Origin of the sequence: Cohnella pontilimi (assembly GCF_005049045.1) — a bacterium.
GTDB classification, from domain to species: domain Bacteria; phylum Bacillota; class Bacilli; order Paenibacillales; family Paenibacillaceae; genus Cohnella; species Cohnella pontilimi.
Window position 1 is genome coordinate 71,176 of sequence record NZ_SUPK01000004.1, and the last position, 18,870, is coordinate 90,045.

Genomic DNA, 18,870 nt, shown 5'->3' on the forward strand with positions numbered 1-18,870 from the left:
TTGGATGGCGGTTGAAGTATAGGGTGAAAAGTCGGTTAAAGTGTTGGATGAGTGTGTGGTGTCGGGTTCGGTGTCGGGTTGGGTGTCGGGTTGGGTGTCGGGTTGGGTGTCGGGTTGGGTGTCGGGATCGGTGTCGGGTTCGGTGTTGGGTGCGGTATCGGGTTGGGTGTCGGGTTGGGTGTCGGGATCGGTGTCGGGTTCGGTGTTGGGTGCGGTATCAGGTGGGTGTCTGGTGATGAGGTTGCGTAACGGATGGCGCTTCGAGTGTAGTAACTGGAATGATGACGGTGTGACGGGTGACGTGGTATGTAACTCTATCGCGCCTTCCTACGCCAACTGCTCAGCGAGGTGCCAAAATGCACTCTAATCTCTTAACTAACTCGATTTTTCTCCGCTGAGGTGCCAGAATGCACTACAATATCGCGAGAAATCGCGTTTCCGCCCATTTTGTCGGTTTTCAGGTGCACTTTGGCACCCTGTGCTGAGTATCTTGCGAGATGATGTGCGGCCACAAAAAAGGCATCCTCCCTCAAACTGGGAGAATGCCTTTTGTCGCTGCCGAACGAACTTACATCGCCACATCCGTCTGGCTGGTCTTGTTGCGAGCGAGCTTGAGGTAGCCGTATACGTTCTGCAGCTCGCTGTCTTCCACGAAGCGAAGCCGCATGCTCTCGGCCGCTTCCAGAATGTACGGCTTCAGCGCGGCTGCGCCGCCGCCGAGGACGTAAAAGCATTGAATGTCAGGGTACTTCTTCCAGCGTTTGCGGATGAGGTCGACGATTTTTTGCGCCGCCCGTCCGAAGTAGGTGTCCACGATCGGCCGGATGTCCGCTTGACCTTCGCCTACCCGCTGAATGACGAATTCGTTGCGGCGGATGCGGCGAATCAGCTTCGTGCGGCTCGGGAAACGGTAGCCGAATTGATCTTCCACGTCGCGGATGATGGAATCCAGATAGGAGGCCAATCCGAGCTGCTCGCCCGTGCTGAACTGATTGTCGATGCTCATCCGTTTCACCACAGGGAAATCGGTCGTCAGCGCACCGATCTCGCAAATGCCGATGCAGCCGTAGTACAGTTCCTCGTCGCGCACCTGCAAGTTGTCATGCGTCGCCATTTGGAACAGGGCTGCCGCGCCCTCGATCGAGACGACTGCACGCCGGATGTTCACGCGCACCGTGCGACCGCGTAGCTTGGGCGTGGAGAGGAAGGTCACCTCGTGCTCCCCTACCAGCCGCTCTTCGAATATTTGATGATAACGGGCATAGGTGCGCACCGGAAGCCCCGTTCCGATGACGTACTCCACTTGGTCCACGGTTTCGCCGGGCTGCAGTGTTTGGGACACGTTGGTCACGCTGGCGTACGCGAGAGCCGTCAACGCTACGATGAGCGCTTGGTCGCTGGTCGCCTTGTTGTCGGTGTCCTCGAGCTCCGCGTTGTCTTGATCTTCCGAAGCAAGCAAGCCTACGAAATATCGCTGGCTCTTCTTCTTCAGCTTCGGGCTGTAAATCATGACGTCGAGCGCCTTAAGCGGGGCGTCCTCCTCTTGGAGAACGTGCCGTTCGTATCCTGGAGAAACGATGCTCGGAATGATGATCGGCTCGTTGGATCCGCTGACGACCAATTTTACGCTATCGTTTCCGATGTCTATACCTGCCAATTTGATCATGACAATCCTCCTGGTCTAAAGACTGCTAACATACAGATTTCGCTGAGATCCGAGAAATTCCTTCTTATTTTCGCTATTATGCGAGTTTTTTTTCCGAAATAAAGGAAAATCGAGTCGACAGGTCGAACTTAAGAGGGATGAATCTATGAAATCAGCAGGTGATGATGCAGGAGGAAAGTCATGAAGTGGAAACGGCAAAAGTTCACGTTCATGGTCATACCGGACGCGAACAGCAGTCGAATCGTAAAATTCCAGCTTTCGGCCATCGTGCTCACAATCGCTCTGGTAACGACGGCCGCATTGACGTCGGCCGCTCTTATCGTTCTGTTCGTTTATAACGCCCACGCCGGCGAAGTCGGACGCCTCAAGCACGAACTGGCGAACGCGTCGGGCAAATACGAGAAAATCATTTCCGAAAAAGAGCGCCATATCGGAGATTTGCAGACGGAAGTGGCCAGCTTATCCGATCAAGCCAAATCGATCCAAAATAAAATGGCCGACCTGAGCAAGCTGGAAACCCAACTGAAACAAATCGCGGGCCTCCCTTCTTCGAATAAGAGCACAGTCAAAGCCAAGCCCGAAGACAGCGGCCAAACGAACGACTACGCGATGGACGGCGCCGGAGGCGAGGAGCTTCCGGTTCCGCAGGAAGCGATGGATTCGTTGGTGGTGGAAACCCGCAGCGACTTCTCTTCCCTTGACCGGCTCATTCAAGAGCTGACGCCGCGTTTGCTGCAGACGAAAGAAGCGGTGCTGAAGAGGCAAAAAGAGTTGAGCGTTACGCCGACGATCTGGCCTACGGTTTCCCGAAGAGTGACGTCACTGTTCGGCGTCCGCACCGATCCGTTCACGCATCGGGCTCGCTATCATGCGGGAATCGATATCAGCGGTGACGTCGGCGATCCTGTCTACGCGGCCGCGGACGGCACGGTTACCGACACCGGCAAGCAAGACGCCCGCGGCAATTACGTGGAAATCTCTCACGGCAACGGATTGCGGACCCGGTATATGCACCTTCACAAAATTTTGACGTCCCCCGGCACCAAAGTGAAAAAAGGCGACCTAATCGCCGAACTCGGCAATACCGGCCGCAGCACCGGACCCCACTTGCACTATGAAGTTTCTGTGGACGGCGGCAATGTCGATCCTAAACCTTATCTTCAGTCAACTAGAAAGGAATAACGACCATGTTTAAAAAGCAAAAAGTGAAAATCGACCCGAATATGACCGACACGCTGATCGGAGAAGGAACGCAGTTCGAGGGCAAAATCAGATCCGCGGCCGGCATCCGGATCGAAGGGCAGCTGACCGGCGATATCGAATGCACCGGTGACGTCACCATCGGCGAAAACGGCGTGGCCCGCTCCAACATCCGGGCGCGCAATGTCATTCTGGCCGGTCATGTGACCGGGAACGTAACGGCGACAGGCAATTTGACCATTAAAGCGAGCGGAAACCTGAACGGCAATTTGACCGCGCAAGAGCTGTCTATCGAATCCGGGGGCGTTTTCCAAGGCTCAAGTAAAATGGACTATCAGAGGGAAAGCACAGCCGACGAAGCCAAAGCGCTTGCCGCCGCGGCCAAGGAAACGGAACTGCTCACCGCTTCCGACGATTCGAATTCCATGCTCAAAACCTGGTAACGAAACGATAGAACGTGCCTTCATAGCCCCCGTTTCCCGCGTTGGAGTCGGGGGCTATTTGCGCATTCTTCGGCGGTTCGTGTATCATTTTCGTGGGGGAGTGAACAACGTTGGATGAGTTGAGACAAGCTTACGAAACTTTGGGACTGCCGGAAGACGCCATCCGGGAACAAGTGGAACAGCGGTATTTTTTACTCCTGAAGAAAGCCCGGTCCCGGAAACAGCGGCAAGGTGCCGAGACGGAGGACAGTCCGGACCTCGAAGCGGTTAACCTCGCATACACGCGGATTATCGGCCATGAGTCGGAGAAAGCCGTCACCGTCCCGAAACAGGGCAAAGCAGCGCACTTTTTTCATTACTATAAATGGCATCTGATTATCGGCGTTATCGCATTGATCCTCGTTGTGACCGCGGTGAAGGGCGTTGTGGACAGACGCGCCGAAGAGGCGAACAAACCTCCTCTCGACGTATCCGCAACGGTGTTCGGCAATTTCTTCGGTACGGACGCCGATAAGCTGTCGCAAAACCTGCTCGGAGAATTTCCGGAGTGGAAACGGATCGACGTCTCCCTCACGGCCATCCCCAAAGAGCTCAGGAGCCAGCAGGACATGGCCCTTCAGCAGAAAGCGATGCTGACGCTTATGACCGAGAAAACGGATCTGTTTATCCTCGACGAGAGCAACTTCAGCGTACTGGCCAAGCAACATCTGTTTATGCCGCTGGACGGACTGCCCTTCTGGGCGGATTTGAAAAAAGACCAACAGCGTATACGGACGGCGCTCACTGACCAGGATACTGCCGCCCACCCTTACGGTGTGGATATTACCGGGAATCCGATTTTTACGGGTACGAATGTGGAAGCCATGGGCGAAAGACAAATTATCGCCGTGCGATACCAGGCGCCGGATAAGGACAAAGCTTTACGCGTGCTGAAGGCGCTCACGCTGGGCAAATAAGAAAACCTCGATTCCGTCACGGCGAATGCCGGGGGAATCGAGGTTTTTTCGTATTCGTGGACGATCAGCGGGACAGCCAGTAGGCGAGGATGCCGATATGAATCGCCAGCATGAGCGGAATGCCGGCCGCGAACGCCGCATGTTTCGTTTTGTGGCGGCGGCTTCGCATCGCGATCCAGGCGCCCAGCGAACCGCCGGCGGCGGCCGTCGTCAGCAGCGTACGTTCCGCAATTCTGCGGCCGCCCCTGCGGGCCTGTGCTTTATCGAAGGACATGAGTGCATATGCTGTTGCGTTTATGAAGGCGAGGTAAATCCAGATCTGTAACAACCCATTTTCCTCCGAATCAGCGCTTTATTGCATTATACCCCGCGGAACGTTTTTGTGAAATCATCGGTACCGCTTTTCGTTTTCCATCCGTTCCATCCCGCCGCGTCGGTCACGGTGCCGGAAACGAACGACATCACATACAGATGCCCCGATTGAAGCGGATCGGTGAGCGTAAGCACCACTTCCGTCGTGACTTTGCTTAAGCTGTTCAGCGAATCGGCGGAAATCCGGATGTTGGTCCCATCCTGTTCCTTCAGCAGGAAGGCCGCTTTGCTCACATTTTTGACCGGTTCACTGAACGTGACTTTCACCGATGTGGCATTGATGGCCGTGACACTGGCCACTTCCGGAATCGCGTTCGCTCGTTCCGTACCGGCAAAATTCAGCTGGTTCGCATTATTCGTGGTCACCAGGTTGGGAATGCCGGTGACACGGGTGAGGTAAACGTGACCCGGCCGAAACAAGTCGGGACTGGCATCGCCGGAGGTACGGAATTGGACCGTCACCGCACGGTCGTTCCCGGTTACGCGCATCTTGAACGCCGACCAGCCGCTCATGGATACGGTATTTCCGTTATCCGTCAGGACCGCGGTACCGAGTTTGTTCACATCGTCGTCGCTAAGCGCACGATTGAAGGTGATCAGCAGCGTATTTTCATTTTCTGCCGAGATCGATTGCAATTGTATGGACTGGACCGGATTCGCAACCCCGGCGAACACGAAGGTTTGCGTGTCCATCACGTTGCCGGCCAAGTCCGGAATACCGGAAACGGTTAACGTATAAAGGGTGGCATCCCTTTGCGCGGAAGTTCTGAGATACACCGTTTTTCCGTCCGCATCGAGATCCGCACGAACGACGGCAACTCCTTTGTCAATGCTGTAATGGCTCACACTGACCGCTTGCTGGGCATTGACCTTCTCGCTGAAGGTGAGGGTAATCACAGCAGTGGAGTCGTTGAAGCTGAAGGCAGCCGTAGGTTTCTTATTGTCCGCCAGGAAAGTCGTGCTCCAGGCGTCCATCACATTACCGGCCAAATCCTTCACGTTCCGGACCGTCAGCGTGTAATGGGTTCCTTCGTTTTGCCCGGACGTCGTCATCGTGACGACGCGTTTATCGTCCGACAGCTGGATGGAGGTCAGTCTCAGGCCATTGTTGAACGAATAGTTGGCGGAATTGATGGCCGAGTTGCGGTCCACCTGCTCCGAAAAGACGATTTGCAATACGCCGTTCGTGCTACGGCTGAATGAGGAGACGACCGGCTTGGTGGTGTCGTCGGATGGGGCCGTGTAGACGTATGCCGTTCCGTCAATATAAAGCGTATGCGTGCGGCCGGAAACTTGGCGGTCGGTTACGAGCGTGACGCTGAGGCCGTCTGGAGCGAGAATCGCCTGCTGAATGTTGACGGTGACGCCGAGAATGTCCTTCAGCAGGAACCGGTCTTGGGATACGGAAGAGACGGCTTGATTCAGGGTGACACGGATCAGTTGGTTCGAAACCGGGTCGACCGATCTGACTTTGAGCGGGTCTACTTGCGTCTTTACATAAACGGCATAAGCGGCTTCAACGAGCAGTCCGCGGGTGGCGGGCAGCGTGTAGTCTTTCATTTCCGGAATCAGGTTGTTCTGCAGCGCAATGCCGACGGACGCTCTGGCCCAGGCGGACACTTTGCCGGAGACGTAAACGCCGTTCCCCGAGAAACCGTAGCTTCGGACGAGAACGGAGCACAACTGCTCGACGGTTACCGGCGATTCGGGAGAAAATTTACGGTTGCCGACGCCGGACATGAGGCCGGCTTTCGTGACGGCTTCAATCGACTGGAAAGACCACCTCGTTTTGATGACGTCCACGTAAGTGGGCGACCTATTGGGCTCGGGCATCTCGAAAAGCTTGAACAGTACGACAGCAAATTGCTCCCGCGTCATGGACTGGTACAAACGGGACGATCCGTCGCTGAAGCCGGAAAAAATCCCTTTTTGCTTCAGGATTTCGAACTTCTGCTCGGTCGTCAAGCTTGTCGCGCCAGCCGCGGTAATGGGAAGACTGAACAACAACGCCAGTGACAACACCCATAGTAAAGCCTTCCTCATGACGATGCCCTCCTCGTACCGCCGTATCTTTTGCGTCTTCCTTTCGGCGGCGGTATTTGGTTTGACGCAAGATAGCTACATAATGTTTCGCTTACTTGGCAAAAATTTGAACTTTTTGAAACGAAATGGAGCAAGGCTTGTTCGGGGGGAGAGGAGCGCACCCCAGCGATGGCTCGGGGGCGGGGCGGGCGCCGCTGTAAGTTAGTGTGAGTAACTAACGATGGCTCGTGGTCGGGGCGGGTGCCGCTGTTAGTTAGTGTGAGTGACTAACGATGGCTCGGGGGCGGGGCGGGCGCCACTGTTGGTTAGTGTGAGTGACTAACGGTGGCCCGTGGTCGGGGCGGGCAGCATTGTTAGTTAGTGTGAGTGACTAACGATGACGGGGTCGGGGCGGGCGCCGCTGTAAGTTAGTGTGAGTAACTAGCGATGGCTCGTGGTCGGGGCAGGCGCCCCTGTTAGTTAGTGTGAGTGACTAACGATGGCTCATGGTCGGGGCGGGCGGCCTCGACTCTCCTCTACTCCCTTAATGCGTCTCTCAGTCTGCTGGACATGGAAGAGTCGGAGGCGGACGCTTTCCTTGCCTTTTGTAGTTGTGAGAGTAGGCGGGCATTGGTGTCGCGAAGCGTCTGCATTTGTTGCTGTAAGTCTTCCTCGCCGGCGCCCGCGGGTTCGCCGTTGATGTAGTATGCATCCTCACGATATGTACGAAATGCGATCTCGGCCTCGGGCACGCCGAGAGCGCGAACATGCCGATCTACAATTTTCGCAAACCTCCCTCGTACCTCCGATCCCCTCTCAAACCAAGCAACTTCTACGAATGGATAAGATGCGGCAATTTCCCCGTCAAATACCGCAGTTGTATGTAAGCACTCCAGCACGAAATGGTCGGACGGGCAGCCGCACAGTTCAGAGAGTTCGTTCACAAGCGGGCTGCTGATTTGCCGAACTTGCTCCACCGACAAACCGCGAATGAGAAGATGAGGCACGACAACGTCTCCTTTTCAAAATATTCTACCCGTTTATCATAGTAGCTCACCGCTGCTAAATCCAGCCACTACCCTTCGGTTCGTGTCTTCTGCTGCTTCAGCCGGCCAAACGACGCAGAAAAGCCGGCCCAAGAGCCGGCTTGCCGGACGCATTATTTCCGCTCTTCCTGCTCCTCGGGCACGTCGTACTTGTTAATGTGCCCCACGAACGCTTCGACAGCTTCCCCTGCATTGGTGCTGGCGGGCACTTCCTTCACTTCGTCTTCCGTTTCATCCAAAAAATTTTGCTGGTCGGCACGAATCGCATCGATGCTGTTGCTCACGCTGTCACCTCTCCTCTCGTAGTCCGGCATTCAACCTTTCAAGGAATACAGCCACTCCTCATAACATTCCGGGCACAGCAGCCGCAGCCGGTCCTCGACGCCCTGCTCGTCATAAATCGTGATCGTGCTCGCCGATTCCGACTCTTGCCCGCAGTCTTGACAGGTATAAGCCAAAACAAGCTCCCCTCCAAAATAGCCGTGTGGAACTTATTGTTGCCGGGGAAGAGGATTTTCACTTATAGTGAGAACCGGAGGTGTTTTCCAATATGGCCAATTCCAAAACGAAAAAAGCCCGCCTGAGAGCAGAACGGGCCGGGCACTTGAACCCGGACATCGTCCGCGGCGAATGGAGCCGCAAACCGCAAACCCAAGTCGTACCGAACGTGAAAGCAGAACAGCGCCGATCGCAATGCCGCCGAAAAGGCAGCCGCGAAGGCGCTGATTTATTTAGAACCATTTCCTGAGCTTCTCCTTCAACCAATAGCCCCAAGGCTGGTGCACCCGTGGATGTTCAATCCGGCGGCCGCTGCGCAGCGTCACCCACGTTTCGAACTCCCGCTTCCCCGCACGAAGCCGAATGACCCGAGCCCCGCGCGAGTAAAACGGACGCCCGTAAGCCTGATAGCCGCTGGCCCTGCCATAGCATAAGCGGATACCCAGCAGCTCCCCCTCATAGTCGTTCGTGTGATCATGGCCGCAAAACGTGCCCAGCACATCTCCGCGTTCCGCCATGGCCGCGAAAAAACCCGAATTCACACGGGGAGAGGCAGGTTTCTCATGCCGGTGGCCGTAGCATTTGCGCGTTTTCCACACCTCATTGTACTCCGGCAGCGGAATATGAAAAAACACGAGAGACGGCATCACTTCACCGCCGCGGTCCGCCTGAAGCTTCTCGGAACGCTCGAGATACCAAGCGATCTGGTCCCGCCGAATCCAATCGTAACCTCGTATCCACGGAACCCTCGACACGGCGCCGCTGTCCAAAAAATACAGCTCCGCCTGGTGATTCCCTTCCGCATCAGCGATGGGCAGCACGTAATTGCCCACCCCGCTGACACCCGGCTCAGTCGGCTTGGCGACGCATCCTTCATGCTCGCGCAAGATGCCGAACAACTCCTCCCGGCTGACCATCCGCTCCGAATCATGATTGCCGAACACCGCAGCCCAAGGAATACCGCTTTCTTCGGCCGCGGAAACGGCCTGACGAATCGCCTTGCGCGGATCGGCGGCTTTCGGACTGAAAATGATATCCCCGGTAAACACGATCAAATCCGGCTGCTCCTGCTCCAGAATCCGCTTCATCAAATCCCGGGTCTTGTGATCGGCGGGCTCGCCGTTCTGCCAGTGCAAGTCGGAGAACTGGACGATGGTGAACGTTCCGTCGCTCCGAAATTGCAGCCTTCGGTTCATCGCGTCCAGCTCCTTTCCGGATTAAGGCAGCACATGTAAAATCGCAAAAAAGTGAAACGCGGAACCGGCGACGACGAACATATGCCATACCGCGTGATGATACGGAAAGCCCCGCCAAACGTAAAACACTGCGCCTACGGTGTAGCATAATCCTCCGACTACCAGCAGTTGGACGCCTTGCGGCGTCATCAACGTCTGCAGAGGCTGCCAGGCAAACACGATAAGCCAGCCCATCGCCACATAAAACAAGGTGGAGAGCACCAGAAATTTTTTCGTGAAAAACGCCTTGAACACCACACCGCCTACCGCCAGTCCCCAAACGACACCAAATAGGGACCAGCCCAGCGGACTCCGCAGAGGACCCAGCATAATCGGCGTATAAGTGCCCGCTATAAACAAATAAATACAGGAATGATCGAACGTTTCAAATAAGTCCTTCACTTTGCCCTCGGGAAACGAATGCACCAGTGTGGATGCCGTGTACAGCAGCACCATCGTCACGCCGAAAATCGTAAAACTGACCACATGCCAAGCCGTACCCTTCGTGACGGAAAACACGATCAGCAGTACCAGCGCCGCAATGCTCAGCGCCGTACCGATGCCGTGCGTGATGGCGTTGGCCACTTCCTCCCGCCGGGTGTAAACATGCGTATTTGCCATGGATGATTCACTTCTTTCTTTATGCCGGTCGTGTAAAAATTATATTCCTTTTTCGCCAGGATAATCCTTCTCTTGAGAGCGTTCGACGCACTGCGGGAAGAAACGGCGGAAAAAGGGAAACATTATATGTTGAGATGTACCGTTCGTCGTACGTGTTAGAGTTCGTGGATGATGTCCCCGGCGATCAGGGAGCCGGGGGACGGACGTTTGGCCGCGGCGAGATCTCCGGCCGTGCCATGCAGGAACACGCCGGCCGCCGCCGCTTGGCCGGCGGTGAGCCCTTGCGCCAGCAGGCCGGCGATGACGCCTGCCAGCACGTCGCCGGCTCCGCCCGTGGCCATGCCCGGGTTGCCGGTGGTGTTGACGTACGCGTCGCTGTCGGGGGTCGCCACGACGGTACGCGCGCCCTTGAGCACGAGCGTTACGTCGTGCTGTACGGCGAACTGCCGCGCGAGGCCGATGCGGTCCCGCTGGACATCGCGTACGGACATGCCGCACAGGCGCGCCATTTCGCCGGGGTGCGGTGTGAGCACGGTGGTAGACGCGCGCCGCGGCCATGCGGCGAACGGCGGCACGTCGGCCAACTTGTTGGCATCGGCCAGCATGTTCAGCGCATCCGCATCGAGCACGAGCGGCGCGTCCACCGCGTCCCATAACTCGCGCAGCCAAGCGCTGTCGCCCGCCCAGCGGGCCATGCCCGGCCCGATCGCAACGGCTTGTTTGCCCGCGGCAAGTACGGCGAGTTCGGCGGCCGGGATATTACGCCATTCGCCGGTGCTGCCGTCTGGCAAGCCGCGCAGCATCGCCTCCGGCAGCCGTCCGGCCAGCGTCAGCTCGAGCAGCTGCGGCACCGCCCACGTCACGAGCCCGCAGCCGGAACGAAGTGCGGCTCCGGCGCACAGCAGCCCGGCGCCGCTCATATGGCGCGACCCGGCGGCGACCAGCACGTGGCCGTAAGTGCCCTTGTGCGTGTCCGCTTGGCGAGGCAGCGGAATCTGCACACCGAGCCGCCGCTCCAGCGTACGCTCGTCCAGCACGAAGGTGCGGACCTCCCGTTCCTCTGCCGCTGCGGTGGGAATGCCGATGGACCGCACGACGACTTCTCCTGCGATTTCCGCGCCCGGATACAACAGCAGCCCGCGCTTCATGAACGCGAGCGCCACCGTCACAGTGGCGCGGAGGCAAGGATCGGCGGGCTCGCCGGTGTCCGCGTCCAGCCCGCTCGGCACGTCGGCCGCTACGATCGGCAGCCCGCTCGCGTTGGCCGCGCGGATCAGCGACGCGTACGGTTCCCGCGGCGCTCCCGCGGAACCGGTTCCGAGAAGTGCGTCCACGATGCCGTCCCAGCGGCTCCAATCCGGCGGCGCGCCATCCGCGTAATACACCGTGGCCGACAAACCCATCCGCCATGCAATATCACGCTGCACCGCAGCCTCTCCGCCGAGCTGTTCCGGCGGCACCGCGTACAGCAGCTCTACCTCATACCCCTGCTCCACCAAGTGACGGGCGCACACAATTCCGTCTCCTCCGTTGTTGCCTTTTCCGACGAGCACAAGCCATCGGGGCGCCCGACTGACGCAGCGTCTCTCCGCACCTCGCCCTTCTGACCATCGCACAACCTCTTCCGCGATCGCCCGGCCGGCGTTCTCCATTAGGACAAGAGCTGGAATGCCGATGTTTTCGATCGTATGCCGGTCAATCTCCCGCATTTCTTTGGACGTTACCAGATGCATGCGTCACCTTCCCCCTTATGGAGAATCGAACAAATCGAGCTGCACCGCCCGCTCCGGCAGCTCCGGCGCGGCTTGTCCGAGCAGCCGCATCAGGTCGGCTGCATTGCCCGCCGCATGGCCGCCGGAGTTATTGTTGAAAATGACGCAAATCTCATTCGTCTGCTCTTCCAATGCCCGAAGTCGATCCGCCCATTCCGACAGCTCTTCCATGCTATAGTGATACAAATAGCGGACATCCCGCCAATTCGGCGCTCCGCCTGAATTCCATCCTTCTTCATTACGTCCATGCATGCGGACGATCGTGAGTTCCGGATCCGTAACGTGGAGCACCGTCGGCACTGACCCCGGCCCCGCCTGCGGCTCGTCGCAAATACTATGAATCCAGCTTTCCGCCTCCATGAACGCCAGCGTCTTTTCCCGAAATGCCGGCTCGAACCAGCTTTGATGGCGAAATTCAAGCGCACATGTCCAACCCGCCATACGCTCCTTGGTCTTCCGCAGCACTTCCACGTTTCCGCGGGTGCAGTCGAACCAAGGTGGGTATTGAAATAGCACCGCCATGAGCTTGCCTGCCTCTTTTGCCGGTACCAAAGACTCGCAAAACGCCGAAAACACGGCATCCAACTCGGCATCCCCAAGAGGCTTTCCCCTCTGGTGCCCCGTGAGGCCTTGGTAGGCTTTCACCACAAAATGAAAATCCGCCGGCGTCTCCCGGGTCCAAACCGCAACCCGCTCCGCCGTATGGACCGCATAAAAAGTGCTGTCCACTTCAACTACAGAGAATCGGCGGCCGTATTCCCGAAGCTTGTCCTGCGCCTTGATACCGGGCGGGTACAGCTCGTTGTGATCTCCCCAGCCCGCTAGACCGACTCGGATCATTTTCCGCCTCCCGCCCCTTTCTCCGACTTTCTTTGACTCTTATTATAGTCCGGCAAGCCCGGTTTGCCCAATTAAGCCGCTCTACTCCGCCAAAATCCGTTTTGGTGCCTTTGAAGAGGGTAAATTCTAGATAACCTATGCGGAGAGGTGATACACAACAATGGAACAAAGACAGCTTGGCAAAACGGATATGAAAGTGTCGGTCGTCGGATTCGGCGGTTATGAAATCGCGATGAAAAGCGTAGACACCACAACCGAAGCCGCCGGCAAACTGTTGAATACCGCCTTGGACCGAGGGATGAACGTCATTGATACCGCATCCATCTATCTCGACAGCGAGAAAATGATCGGAGATACCGTTTCCCACCGCAGGAAAGACTTTTATTTGTTCAGCAAACTGGGAGAAGGCAAAAGCGCCGGCCTCCCGTATCCGGAATGGGACGTGCGCAACGTGCGTCCGAGCATTGAGCGTTCGCTCCGGGACTTGAAGACGGATTATCTCGACATGCTCTACATCCACAGCTGCTCAGAAGCGGTGCTGCGGCGCGGCGAGCTGATCGAGGCCGTCCAGAAGCTCAAGCAGGAAGGATTAACCCGCTATATCGGCTACAGCGGCGACAGTACGGACGCTCTCTATGCGATCGGCACAGGCGTGTTCGACTCTCTCCAAACCTCGCTTAACATTGTGGATCAGGAAGCCGTCACCTTGACGCTGGATAAGGCCGCTGAGCAAAACATGGGCATTGTGATCAAGCGGCCGCTGGCCAACGTTGCGTGGGCGCGGGAAGGTGCCGAAAATGCTCCTCAGGACTATGTCCAAAGATTCGAAAAGCTTAACTTTCCGTTCAAGGACGGCGATCCGGACAAAGTGGCGGAAATCTCGCTGCGCTTCGTCCTCTCTTTCCCGCAGGTTCATGTCGCGCTCGTCGGCACCAAGAATCTCGACCATATGCTCAAAGCGTTCGAGTTCGCGGGCAAAGGCAAGCTGAGCGACGAACAATTCCAAGTTATCCGCAAACGTTGGGAAGAGATTCACGAGCCGGCTTGGGCGGGGTTAGTATAATAAGCAGATGTTGGCGGATATCTTTTATCACCCATTGCCGGGGAGGTTCGTACGAATTTTTCAGTTTATGAAGCGCCACACACTCTCCTGAGCGGAAGGGATACCGACAAAAAAGAAGTCTGGCGGGCGAGTTTCCCGTCAGACTTCTTCTTCGTTCACAATGGCGAGAACCTGGTGGTCTTCCCAGACTCCGTTGATTTTGACGTTTTGGCGTGCGACACCTTCTTTGTGGAAGCCCACCTTCTCGAGCACACGCATGGAACGCGCGTTATTCGGCATGACGCCGGCTTCCAGCCGGTGCAGCTTCAGCACGCGGAACGCATAATCGACCGCCAGCTTCACCGCCTCCGTCATATATCCTTTGCCGTTGCACGCTTCATCAAGATAATAGCCGATATAGCAGCTCTGCAGCGGTCCGCGGAGCACCTCCGACAACACCAAGTTGCCGACCAGCTCCTCCGTGTCTTTTTCGAAAATACCGAACAAGTACCCTTCGTCCACTTCCTTTTTATCGCGTGCATTGCGTATTTGTTCCAGCTGGCCTTCCAATGTGTAAAACGATTCGCTGCGTAATGGAGTATACGTTTGAAAGAACGCCCGATTCCGGAGCAGCAAAGCCAGACTAGCCTCGGCATCCCGTTCCTCGAGCCAGCGGAGGCATACGAGCCGGCCTTCCCTCACCCACATGACCAAACCCTCCAATATCCGTTATCCCCGATTCGTCGCCTCGGACACAGCTTTCACGCGCCCGACTTGCGTGGCGAGATAAAGAATGAAAAGCAGCAAAATGACGCCGATTCCGATCACCGACAGGTTGACCGACACCCGCAGCTCCGTCATGGCCAAGTACACGGTCAATCCCATGACGGTCAGCGAATTTTCCACCAGGTTCTGCACTGCAATTGTTTTGCCTGAGCCGATCACTTCTTTGCCCTCTTCCTGCAGCATCGTGTTGAGCGGAATCAGGAAGATGCCGCCGAGCACCCCTACGCAAAATAACAATCCGACCATGACCCACACACTGTGCGTCAAAGTCGCGGCCATTACGCATACCACCATGAAAAATCCGTAGTAAAACGCGTTGTACAATTTGCCCTCTGGCACAAGACGCGGTGTCAGCGCCGCGCTTAACACGACTCCGATCGCGGTGACGCCAATGATCATCGATTGCTGCTGCGTATCCGAAATGCCGAAATTCGCCGGCAGCCAGTCCACCAGCGCAATCCGCAGAACCGATGCGGTGAGCCAGAACGCGCTCGTGCCGATCAGCGAAAATCTCGCACGGCGGATGCGAAACAACGCGCGCACGTCCAACAAAAACCTTTTTGCAGATTCGCCATACCGAAGAGTCGCATCCCCGCCCCGAACCGGAACGGCGAAGGTGAGTAACAGCGACAGTAAATACACACCGAGACAGCACAAAATCGCCGGCAAATCTGAATTTTGCGCCAGGATGCCTCCCGCAACCGTACCCAGCAGGATGGCCAATATCGTCGTGCCTTCGATTTTGGCATTGGCGCTCAGCAGCTCGCTCTCGTTGGAAGTTAACTCTGCGAGGATGCCGTATTTCGCAGGTGAATACACAACGGCTCCGACGCCTACGAACAAATAACACAGCGCAGGCGGCAGCCCGAACAGCAAGAGGGCAATTCCCGCTCCCTTGATCAAGTTGCCGATCATCAGCACACGGGATTTCGATTTTTTATCCGCGAAAGCCCCTACGACCGGCGCCAGAACGACATAAGCGAGCAGGAATGCGATCTGGATATACGTGACCACCCCGCTCGGATGTTCGACGCCCTGACGGTTGACCAAACCGACGATCAAGAAAAAATTCAAATTATCTGCAAACGAGCTTAAGAACTGCGTAAGCACGACCGCGTTAATCGGTGAAATCCACTTGCTGCCTTGAGACATGTTATTCTTCTGCACCCTTCTATCGCGTATCGCGGCTTTCCGATCCAGTCTTCAGTATACATCGGTCGCCCGATATCGTCGAAAAGAAGTTCAGTCACCGATCGCCGGCATCGGCCCCGTGTATACGGATAATGGCCGGAAAATGCGGTTGTGGGCGGATTGCTCGAGCATGTGGGCGGTCCAGCCCACCGTTCGCGCCGCCGTGAAGGTCGGCGTGAACAATTCCGCGGGCAGCTCGATCGCCGTCATGATCGCTGCAGCAAAAAACTCCACATTCGTGTACAGACGGCGGCCCGGCTTGTATTCTTCCAACAGGCGGATCGCCGTCTTTTCCACATGCAGCGCGAATTCGAAGGCGTGGTCACGGCCCGTCAGCCGCTCCGTCACGATCCGCAGCGCTTCCGCTCTCGGATCTTTCGTTTTATATATGCGATGGCCGAAGCCCATGAGGCGTCCGCCGTTTTCCAGCTTGCAGCGCAGCCAGGGCTCAGCGTTCTCCTCGGTGCCGATTTCCTCCAGCATGGCGATGACTTCCGAAGGAGCCCCTCCATGCAGCGGCCCGCTCATCGTGCCGATCGCCGCACTCACGGCCGTGAACAAATCCGACTGTGTAGAGAGCGTGACCCGGCCGGCAAACGTGGACGCATTCATTCCATGCTCCATGCCAAGGATCAGATACGCTGTCAGCGCTTTGGCATGATCCGAATTCGGCATTTCGCCGGTCAACATATATAAATAATTCGCAGCATGATCTAAGCTCGGATCCGGTTCTACGGGCGGAAGGCCTCGCAATCTGCGATACCGATAGGCGATCACGGTCGGCAGCAGCGCGGTCAAGAACTCCGCTTGCGCCGCCGAGGGCGGCCAACCCGCGGAGGCGATCCCCGACAGTGTGGCCACGGAAGCCTGGAGAACGCCCATCATCGGCAGCTCGGCCGGCAAGGCATCAAGTACACGTCGCAAAGCTTCCGGAAGCGCCCGCGCGGCGCGCATTCTTTCTTCAAGTGCCGCCAGTTGGCGCGCATCCGGCAGAGCCCCGTACCACAGCAGATAAGCAGTTTCCTCGAAGCTGTGATTCACCGCCAAATCTTTGGCCCAATATCCTCTGTAAATCAAATGTCCGCGTTCTCCGTCCACATGGCCGATTTCCGTCTCAGCCGCCACAACACCTTCTAATCCCGTCACTTTCGGCATTTCGTAATCTCCTCGCTCCTTAGATATTAAGAAAAGGATAACGGGAGTGGATGATATTGTAAATTTATAATATTTTTTATGAGTGAAAAGTTTTGTTTATTGAGCACATTGGCCGACATTGGGCAGGTTCGCGGCAGTTAAGCCGTTGGCACCCGCTTATCGGCGGCACCAGGCTTCTTTGCACGGCGGTTAAGCCGATGGTACCCGCTTAACGGCAGCACCGGGGTCCGTTGAGCGGCGGTTAAGCCGATGGTACCCGCTTAACGCCAGCACCAGGCTTCTTTGCGCGGCGGTTAAGCCGATGGTACACGCTTAACATGCACACCGGTACGTTGGGCGCTGGATGAGCCCAAACAAAAATACCCCCGCATCCTTTGCGGGGGTATTTCGCGTGAAAGCTGCCTATTCGTCGTCATGGCCGTGCTTGTGTTCTATCCGGTCCCTGTTCTCGTGCTCACCCTTCTCGTCGTCATCCTCTTCATTGTCGGGAGAGACCGCTTGCTGCACGGAGACGGACAGGAGATGCTCGGACGTGAGCATGGAGCCGAGTGATTTGTTCACTTGTTTGGTCAGTTCCACTTGCTGCGTCTGGATCTTCAAAGCTTCCGAATAGTTTTTGGCCTTCACCGCTTCATCAAAGCCGGTCTTGAGCTTAGCGGCCGTTGCTGCCGATTTGTCGAGCTGCTTGTCGGTGGCGAGCCAACGCTCGGCCTGCGAGGAGGCCTTGTCCAATTGCTTGCCAGGGAACAACCCGCTAAAGCTTTCATCCTCATCCGCCAGCTTCTCCAAAAGCGCCACGAGCGCCGCGTCAGCCTTGTATGGAGAGGTTGTGGCTGCCGGATCCGTCGTCGTTCCGCCCGTAGGCGCTGTCGTAGGCACAGGAGCCGTCGGTTCTGTCGGAGCGGGCGCCGCGGCTTCCGCTGGGGCCGGCTTCTGGGCCTGAGCCAAGGCGTCTTGCAGCTGCTTCAGCAATTGGATCCGGCTCTGTGTCAGTTTCTTAACCAGAGAAGCCTGCTGTTTCGTGAACTCGGCGTTCGCTTTGTCCAACGCCGCGCTTAGCTTCTTGAATTGTGCCTCATCTATTTTCTTAACCGGCTTTTTCTTTTTCGCAGATACGGCATGCGGTGCCGAAACCGCCGCGACCGCCGATGTCGCGAGGACTGCCGACAGTGCGATCAAGCTCGCCTTCACGATTTTCTTCATCTCACGCATCCTCCCGAAACAAAATAAAAGGCAGCAAAAAAACACCCTTTGGCAACCCGGCCGTCGTAGCGTACGCCTTAGACCCGTGGCTTTGCGTCCCCGCCTTTCGGCGGGTTTGCCTTTATCAGCAGTGCTTTTCGCACCTTTTCGACACCCCTATGGTAATTCACCCAGGCAACATTTGTAAATCAACCTTGTCGATTTTGAGTCATTGGACCTAGCTCGGTTAGCGTCAGCAGAACATGCCGGACCAGCTCCGGAATATCCCCCATTTGCTCCTCATCGATTTGACGCGCGAAGCGAATCTCCACCGTATTACGATAAACGGCCGGCTCCGTCCCGTATACGAAGCTCAAAGTCTGCACGGGCGGAATGTCCGGCTGCCAGATCCTCTCCACCACCTGCCGGATCTGCTCGCATTGCGATGCGGGATCTTCCACCTCCAGCAAAAAGCGAACACTCAGCTCGCAGCCCGGCGTCTTGCCCGGTATTTCCAAAATTTCCGCCGCCAGCTCTTTTAGCGGAGCTACCAGACGAATTTCGGCTTGTATCCCATCGTTGCCCGTCAACGCGAACAAAACGGCGAACTCTCTTCCCATAACCGACAGCTCCAGCCGGTCGGTCCGGCCGGTGATCCGGATTTGCCCGGCGAGATTATCCAAATCGTATAGATGATTCTCAAAACCGACCTTCAAGTTGTCAAACACGGTAGGATCGAACATCGTGCGTCTCCTCTCTTCACTTCCATGATCATGACGATTGTTTCGTCGTTCCTTCGACCTATTCTCAAGACCCCAGTCCCGAAAACATCGACAAACTTCG

At 56.7% G+C, this 18,870-nt stretch carries 21 protein-coding genes and 1 riboswitch; of the genes, 6 read left to right on the plus strand and 15 right to left on the minus strand.

What is annotated here, in order from left to right; all coding sequences use genetic code 11:
- The first annotated feature begins 51 nt into the window (after window positions 1–51).
- Window positions 52–249, plus strand: a complete 198-nt coding sequence (locus tag E5161_RS20960; protein ID WP_211246719.1) for a hypothetical protein — start codon at window positions 52–54, stop codon at window positions 247–249.
- Window positions 250–568: 319 nt separating this feature from the next.
- On the opposite strand, the gene E5161_RS09210 is transcribed toward E5161_RS20960, so the two are convergent.
- Window positions 569–1,666: a ParM/StbA family protein gene (locus E5161_RS09210; protein ID WP_136777433.1), complete on the minus strand. Its 1,098-nt coding sequence runs from the start codon at window positions 1,664–1,666 to the stop codon at window positions 569–571.
- A 180-nt stretch (window positions 1,667–1,846) separates the two neighbouring features.
- On the opposite strand from E5161_RS09210, the gene E5161_RS09215 reads away from it, so the two are divergent.
- From E5161_RS09215 to E5161_RS09225, 3 genes are all read left to right on the plus strand, one after another.
- A complete protein-coding gene (locus E5161_RS09215; RefSeq protein WP_136777434.1) occupies window positions 1,847–2,848 on the plus strand; it encodes a M23 family metallopeptidase in 1,002 nt (333 codons plus the stop codon).
- Window positions 2,849–2,853: 5 nt separating this feature from the next.
- Window positions 2,854–3,309: a bactofilin family protein gene (locus tag E5161_RS09220; RefSeq protein ID WP_136777435.1), complete on the plus strand. Its 456-nt coding sequence runs from the start codon at window positions 2,854–2,856 to the stop codon at window positions 3,307–3,309.
- A gap of 110 nt (window positions 3,310–3,419) precedes the next feature.
- Window positions 3,420–4,265: a hypothetical protein gene (locus E5161_RS09225; RefSeq protein ID WP_136777436.1), complete on the plus strand. Its 846-nt coding sequence runs from the start codon at window positions 3,420–3,422 to the stop codon at window positions 4,263–4,265.
- Window positions 4,266–4,329: 64 nt separating this feature from the next.
- On the opposite strand, the gene E5161_RS09230 is transcribed toward E5161_RS09225, so the two are convergent.
- The 5 genes from E5161_RS09230 to E5161_RS20765 form a co-directional block, all read right to left on the minus strand.
- Window positions 4,330–4,593, minus strand: a complete 264-nt coding sequence (locus tag E5161_RS09230; protein WP_136777437.1) for a DUF1294 domain-containing protein — start codon at window positions 4,591–4,593, stop codon at window positions 4,330–4,332.
- Window positions 4,594–4,625: 32 nt separating this feature from the next.
- Window positions 4,626–6,680, minus strand: a complete 2,055-nt coding sequence (locus tag E5161_RS09235) for an Ig-like domain-containing protein (protein ID WP_136777438.1) — start codon at window positions 6,678–6,680, stop codon at window positions 4,626–4,628.
- Between the two features lie 515 nt (window positions 6,681–7,195).
- Complete coding sequence (locus E5161_RS09240; protein ID WP_136777439.1) at window positions 7,196–7,666, minus strand: DUF1904 family protein; 471 nt, start codon at window positions 7,664–7,666, stop codon at window positions 7,196–7,198.
- A 152-nt stretch (window positions 7,667–7,818) separates the two neighbouring features.
- Window positions 7,819–7,989 (minus strand): hypothetical protein, encoded by a 171-nt coding sequence (locus E5161_RS09245; protein WP_246042160.1) that lies wholly within the window; start codon window positions 7,987–7,989, stop codon window positions 7,819–7,821.
- Window positions 7,990–8,019: 30 nt separating this feature from the next.
- Window positions 8,020–8,163 carry a hypothetical protein gene (locus E5161_RS20765; protein ID WP_169306652.1) on the minus strand — a complete coding sequence of 48 codons (144 nt, stop codon included), beginning with the start codon at window positions 8,161–8,163 and terminating at the stop codon, window positions 8,020–8,022.
- A 92-nt stretch (window positions 8,164–8,255) separates the two neighbouring features.
- Here E5161_RS20765 and E5161_RS09250 point away from each other — a divergent pair, with 92 nt between their 5' ends.
- Window positions 8,256–8,453 (plus strand): hypothetical protein, encoded by a 198-nt coding sequence (locus tag E5161_RS09250; protein WP_136777441.1) that lies wholly within the window; start codon window positions 8,256–8,258, stop codon window positions 8,451–8,453.
- Here the strand turns inward: E5161_RS09250 and E5161_RS09255 are convergent.
- The 4 genes from E5161_RS09255 to E5161_RS09270 form a co-directional block, all read right to left on the minus strand.
- Window positions 8,437–9,399, minus strand: a complete 963-nt coding sequence (locus E5161_RS09255) for a metallophosphoesterase family protein (protein ID WP_136777442.1) — start codon at window positions 9,397–9,399, stop codon at window positions 8,437–8,439. The genes E5161_RS09250 and E5161_RS09255 overlap by 17 nt on opposite strands.
- Before the next feature lie 21 nt (window positions 9,400–9,420).
- On the minus strand, window positions 9,421–10,059 hold the full coding sequence (gene trhA, locus E5161_RS09260) for a PAQR family membrane homeostasis protein TrhA (RefSeq protein WP_136777443.1): 639 nt from the start codon (window positions 10,057–10,059) through the stop codon (window positions 9,421–9,423).
- Between the two features lie 155 nt (window positions 10,060–10,214).
- The gene (locus tag E5161_RS09265; protein WP_136777444.1) at window positions 10,215–11,792 is read right to left on the minus strand and encodes an NAD(P)H-hydrate dehydratase; all 1,578 of its coding nucleotides are present in this window, start codon (window positions 11,790–11,792) and stop codon (window positions 10,215–10,217) included.
- A gap of 15 nt (window positions 11,793–11,807) precedes the next feature.
- The gene (locus E5161_RS09270; RefSeq protein WP_136777445.1) at window positions 11,808–12,671 is read right to left on the minus strand and encodes a DUF72 domain-containing protein; all 864 of its coding nucleotides are present in this window, start codon (window positions 12,669–12,671) and stop codon (window positions 11,808–11,810) included.
- 160 nt (window positions 12,672–12,831) lie between these two features.
- Here E5161_RS09270 and E5161_RS09275 point away from each other — a divergent pair, with 160 nt between their 5' ends.
- Window positions 12,832–13,734, plus strand: coding sequence for an aldo/keto reductase (locus E5161_RS09275; RefSeq protein ID WP_136777446.1), 903 nt, complete (start codon window positions 12,832–12,834; stop codon window positions 13,732–13,734).
- A gap of 138 nt (window positions 13,735–13,872) precedes the next feature.
- Here the strand turns inward: E5161_RS09275 and E5161_RS09280 are convergent, their stop codons facing one another.
- From E5161_RS09280 to E5161_RS09300, 5 genes are all read right to left on the minus strand, one after another.
- Window positions 13,873–14,415 carry a GNAT family N-acetyltransferase gene (locus E5161_RS09280; RefSeq protein WP_246042183.1) on the minus strand — a complete coding sequence of 181 codons (543 nt, stop codon included), beginning with the start codon at window positions 14,413–14,415 and terminating at the stop codon, window positions 13,873–13,875.
- A gap of 27 nt (window positions 14,416–14,442) precedes the next feature.
- Window positions 14,443–15,651 carry a lysophospholipid transporter LplT gene (gene lplT, locus E5161_RS09285; RefSeq protein WP_136777448.1) on the minus strand — a complete coding sequence of 403 codons (1,209 nt, stop codon included), beginning with the start codon at window positions 15,649–15,651 and terminating at the stop codon, window positions 14,443–14,445.
- A gap of 90 nt (window positions 15,652–15,741) precedes the next feature.
- On the minus strand, window positions 15,742–16,845 hold the full coding sequence (locus tag E5161_RS09290) for a citrate synthase/methylcitrate synthase (protein WP_136777449.1): 1,104 nt from the start codon (window positions 16,843–16,845) through the stop codon (window positions 15,742–15,744).
- A 402-nt stretch (window positions 16,846–17,247) separates the two neighbouring features.
- Window positions 17,248–18,048 (minus strand): hypothetical protein, encoded by an 801-nt coding sequence (locus E5161_RS09295; RefSeq protein WP_136777450.1) that lies wholly within the window; start codon window positions 18,046–18,048, stop codon window positions 17,248–17,250.
- 47 nt (window positions 18,049–18,095) lie between these two features.
- Window positions 18,096–18,178, minus strand: a riboswitch (cyclic di-GMP riboswitch).
- Between the two features lie 58 nt (window positions 18,179–18,236).
- Window positions 18,237–18,770: a hypothetical protein gene (locus E5161_RS09300; protein WP_136777451.1), complete on the minus strand. Its 534-nt coding sequence runs from the start codon at window positions 18,768–18,770 to the stop codon at window positions 18,237–18,239.
- Window positions 18,771–18,870 lie beyond the last annotated feature (100 nt).

Bases quoted from the DNA above. Each gene is read 5' to 3' on its own strand.
- E5161_RS09275 (WP_136777446.1), top strand. From the start codon at position 12,832: ATGGAACAAAGACAGCTTGGCAAAACGGATATGAAAGTGTCGGTCGTC.
- E5161_RS09220 (WP_136777435.1), top strand. From the start codon at position 2,854: ATGTTTAAAAAGCAAAAAGTGAAAATCGACCCGAATATGACCGACACG.
- E5161_RS09235 (WP_136777438.1), bottom strand. From the start codon at position 6,680: ATGAGGAAGGCTTTACTATGGGTGTTGTCACTGGCGTTGTTGTTCAGT.
- E5161_RS09290 (WP_136777449.1), bottom strand. From the start codon at position 16,845: ATGCCGAAAGTGACGGGATTAGAAGGTGTTGTGGCGGCTGAGACGGAA.
- E5161_RS09265 (WP_136777444.1), bottom strand. From the start codon at position 11,792: ATGCATCTGGTAACGTCCAAAGAAATGCGGGAGATTGACCGGCATACG.
- E5161_RS09250 (WP_136777441.1), top strand. From the start codon at position 8,256: ATGGCCAATTCCAAAACGAAAAAAGCCCGCCTGAGAGCAGAACGGGCC.
- E5161_RS09295 (WP_136777450.1), bottom strand. From the start codon at position 18,048: ATGAAGAAAATCGTGAAGGCGAGCTTGATCGCACTGTCGGCAGTCCTC.
- lplT (WP_136777448.1), bottom strand. From the start codon at position 15,651: ATGTCTCAAGGCAGCAAGTGGATTTCACCGATTAACGCGGTCGTGCTT.
- E5161_RS09270 (WP_136777445.1), bottom strand. From the start codon at position 12,671: ATGATCCGAGTCGGTCTAGCGGGCTGGGGAGATCACAACGAGCTGTAC.
- E5161_RS09255 (WP_136777442.1), bottom strand. From the start codon at position 9,399: ATGAACCGAAGGCTGCAATTTCGGAGCGACGGAACGTTCACCATCGTC.
- E5161_RS09215 (WP_136777434.1), top strand. From the start codon at position 1,847: ATGAAGTGGAAACGGCAAAAGTTCACGTTCATGGTCATACCGGACGCG.
- E5161_RS09300 (WP_136777451.1), bottom strand. From the start codon at position 18,770: ATGTTCGATCCTACCGTGTTTGACAACTTGAAGGTCGGTTTTGAGAAT.
- E5161_RS09210 (WP_136777433.1), bottom strand. From the start codon at position 1,666: ATGATCAAATTGGCAGGTATAGACATCGGAAACGATAGCGTAAAATTG.
- trhA (WP_136777443.1), bottom strand. From the start codon at position 10,059: ATGGCAAATACGCATGTTTACACCCGGCGGGAGGAAGTGGCCAACGCC.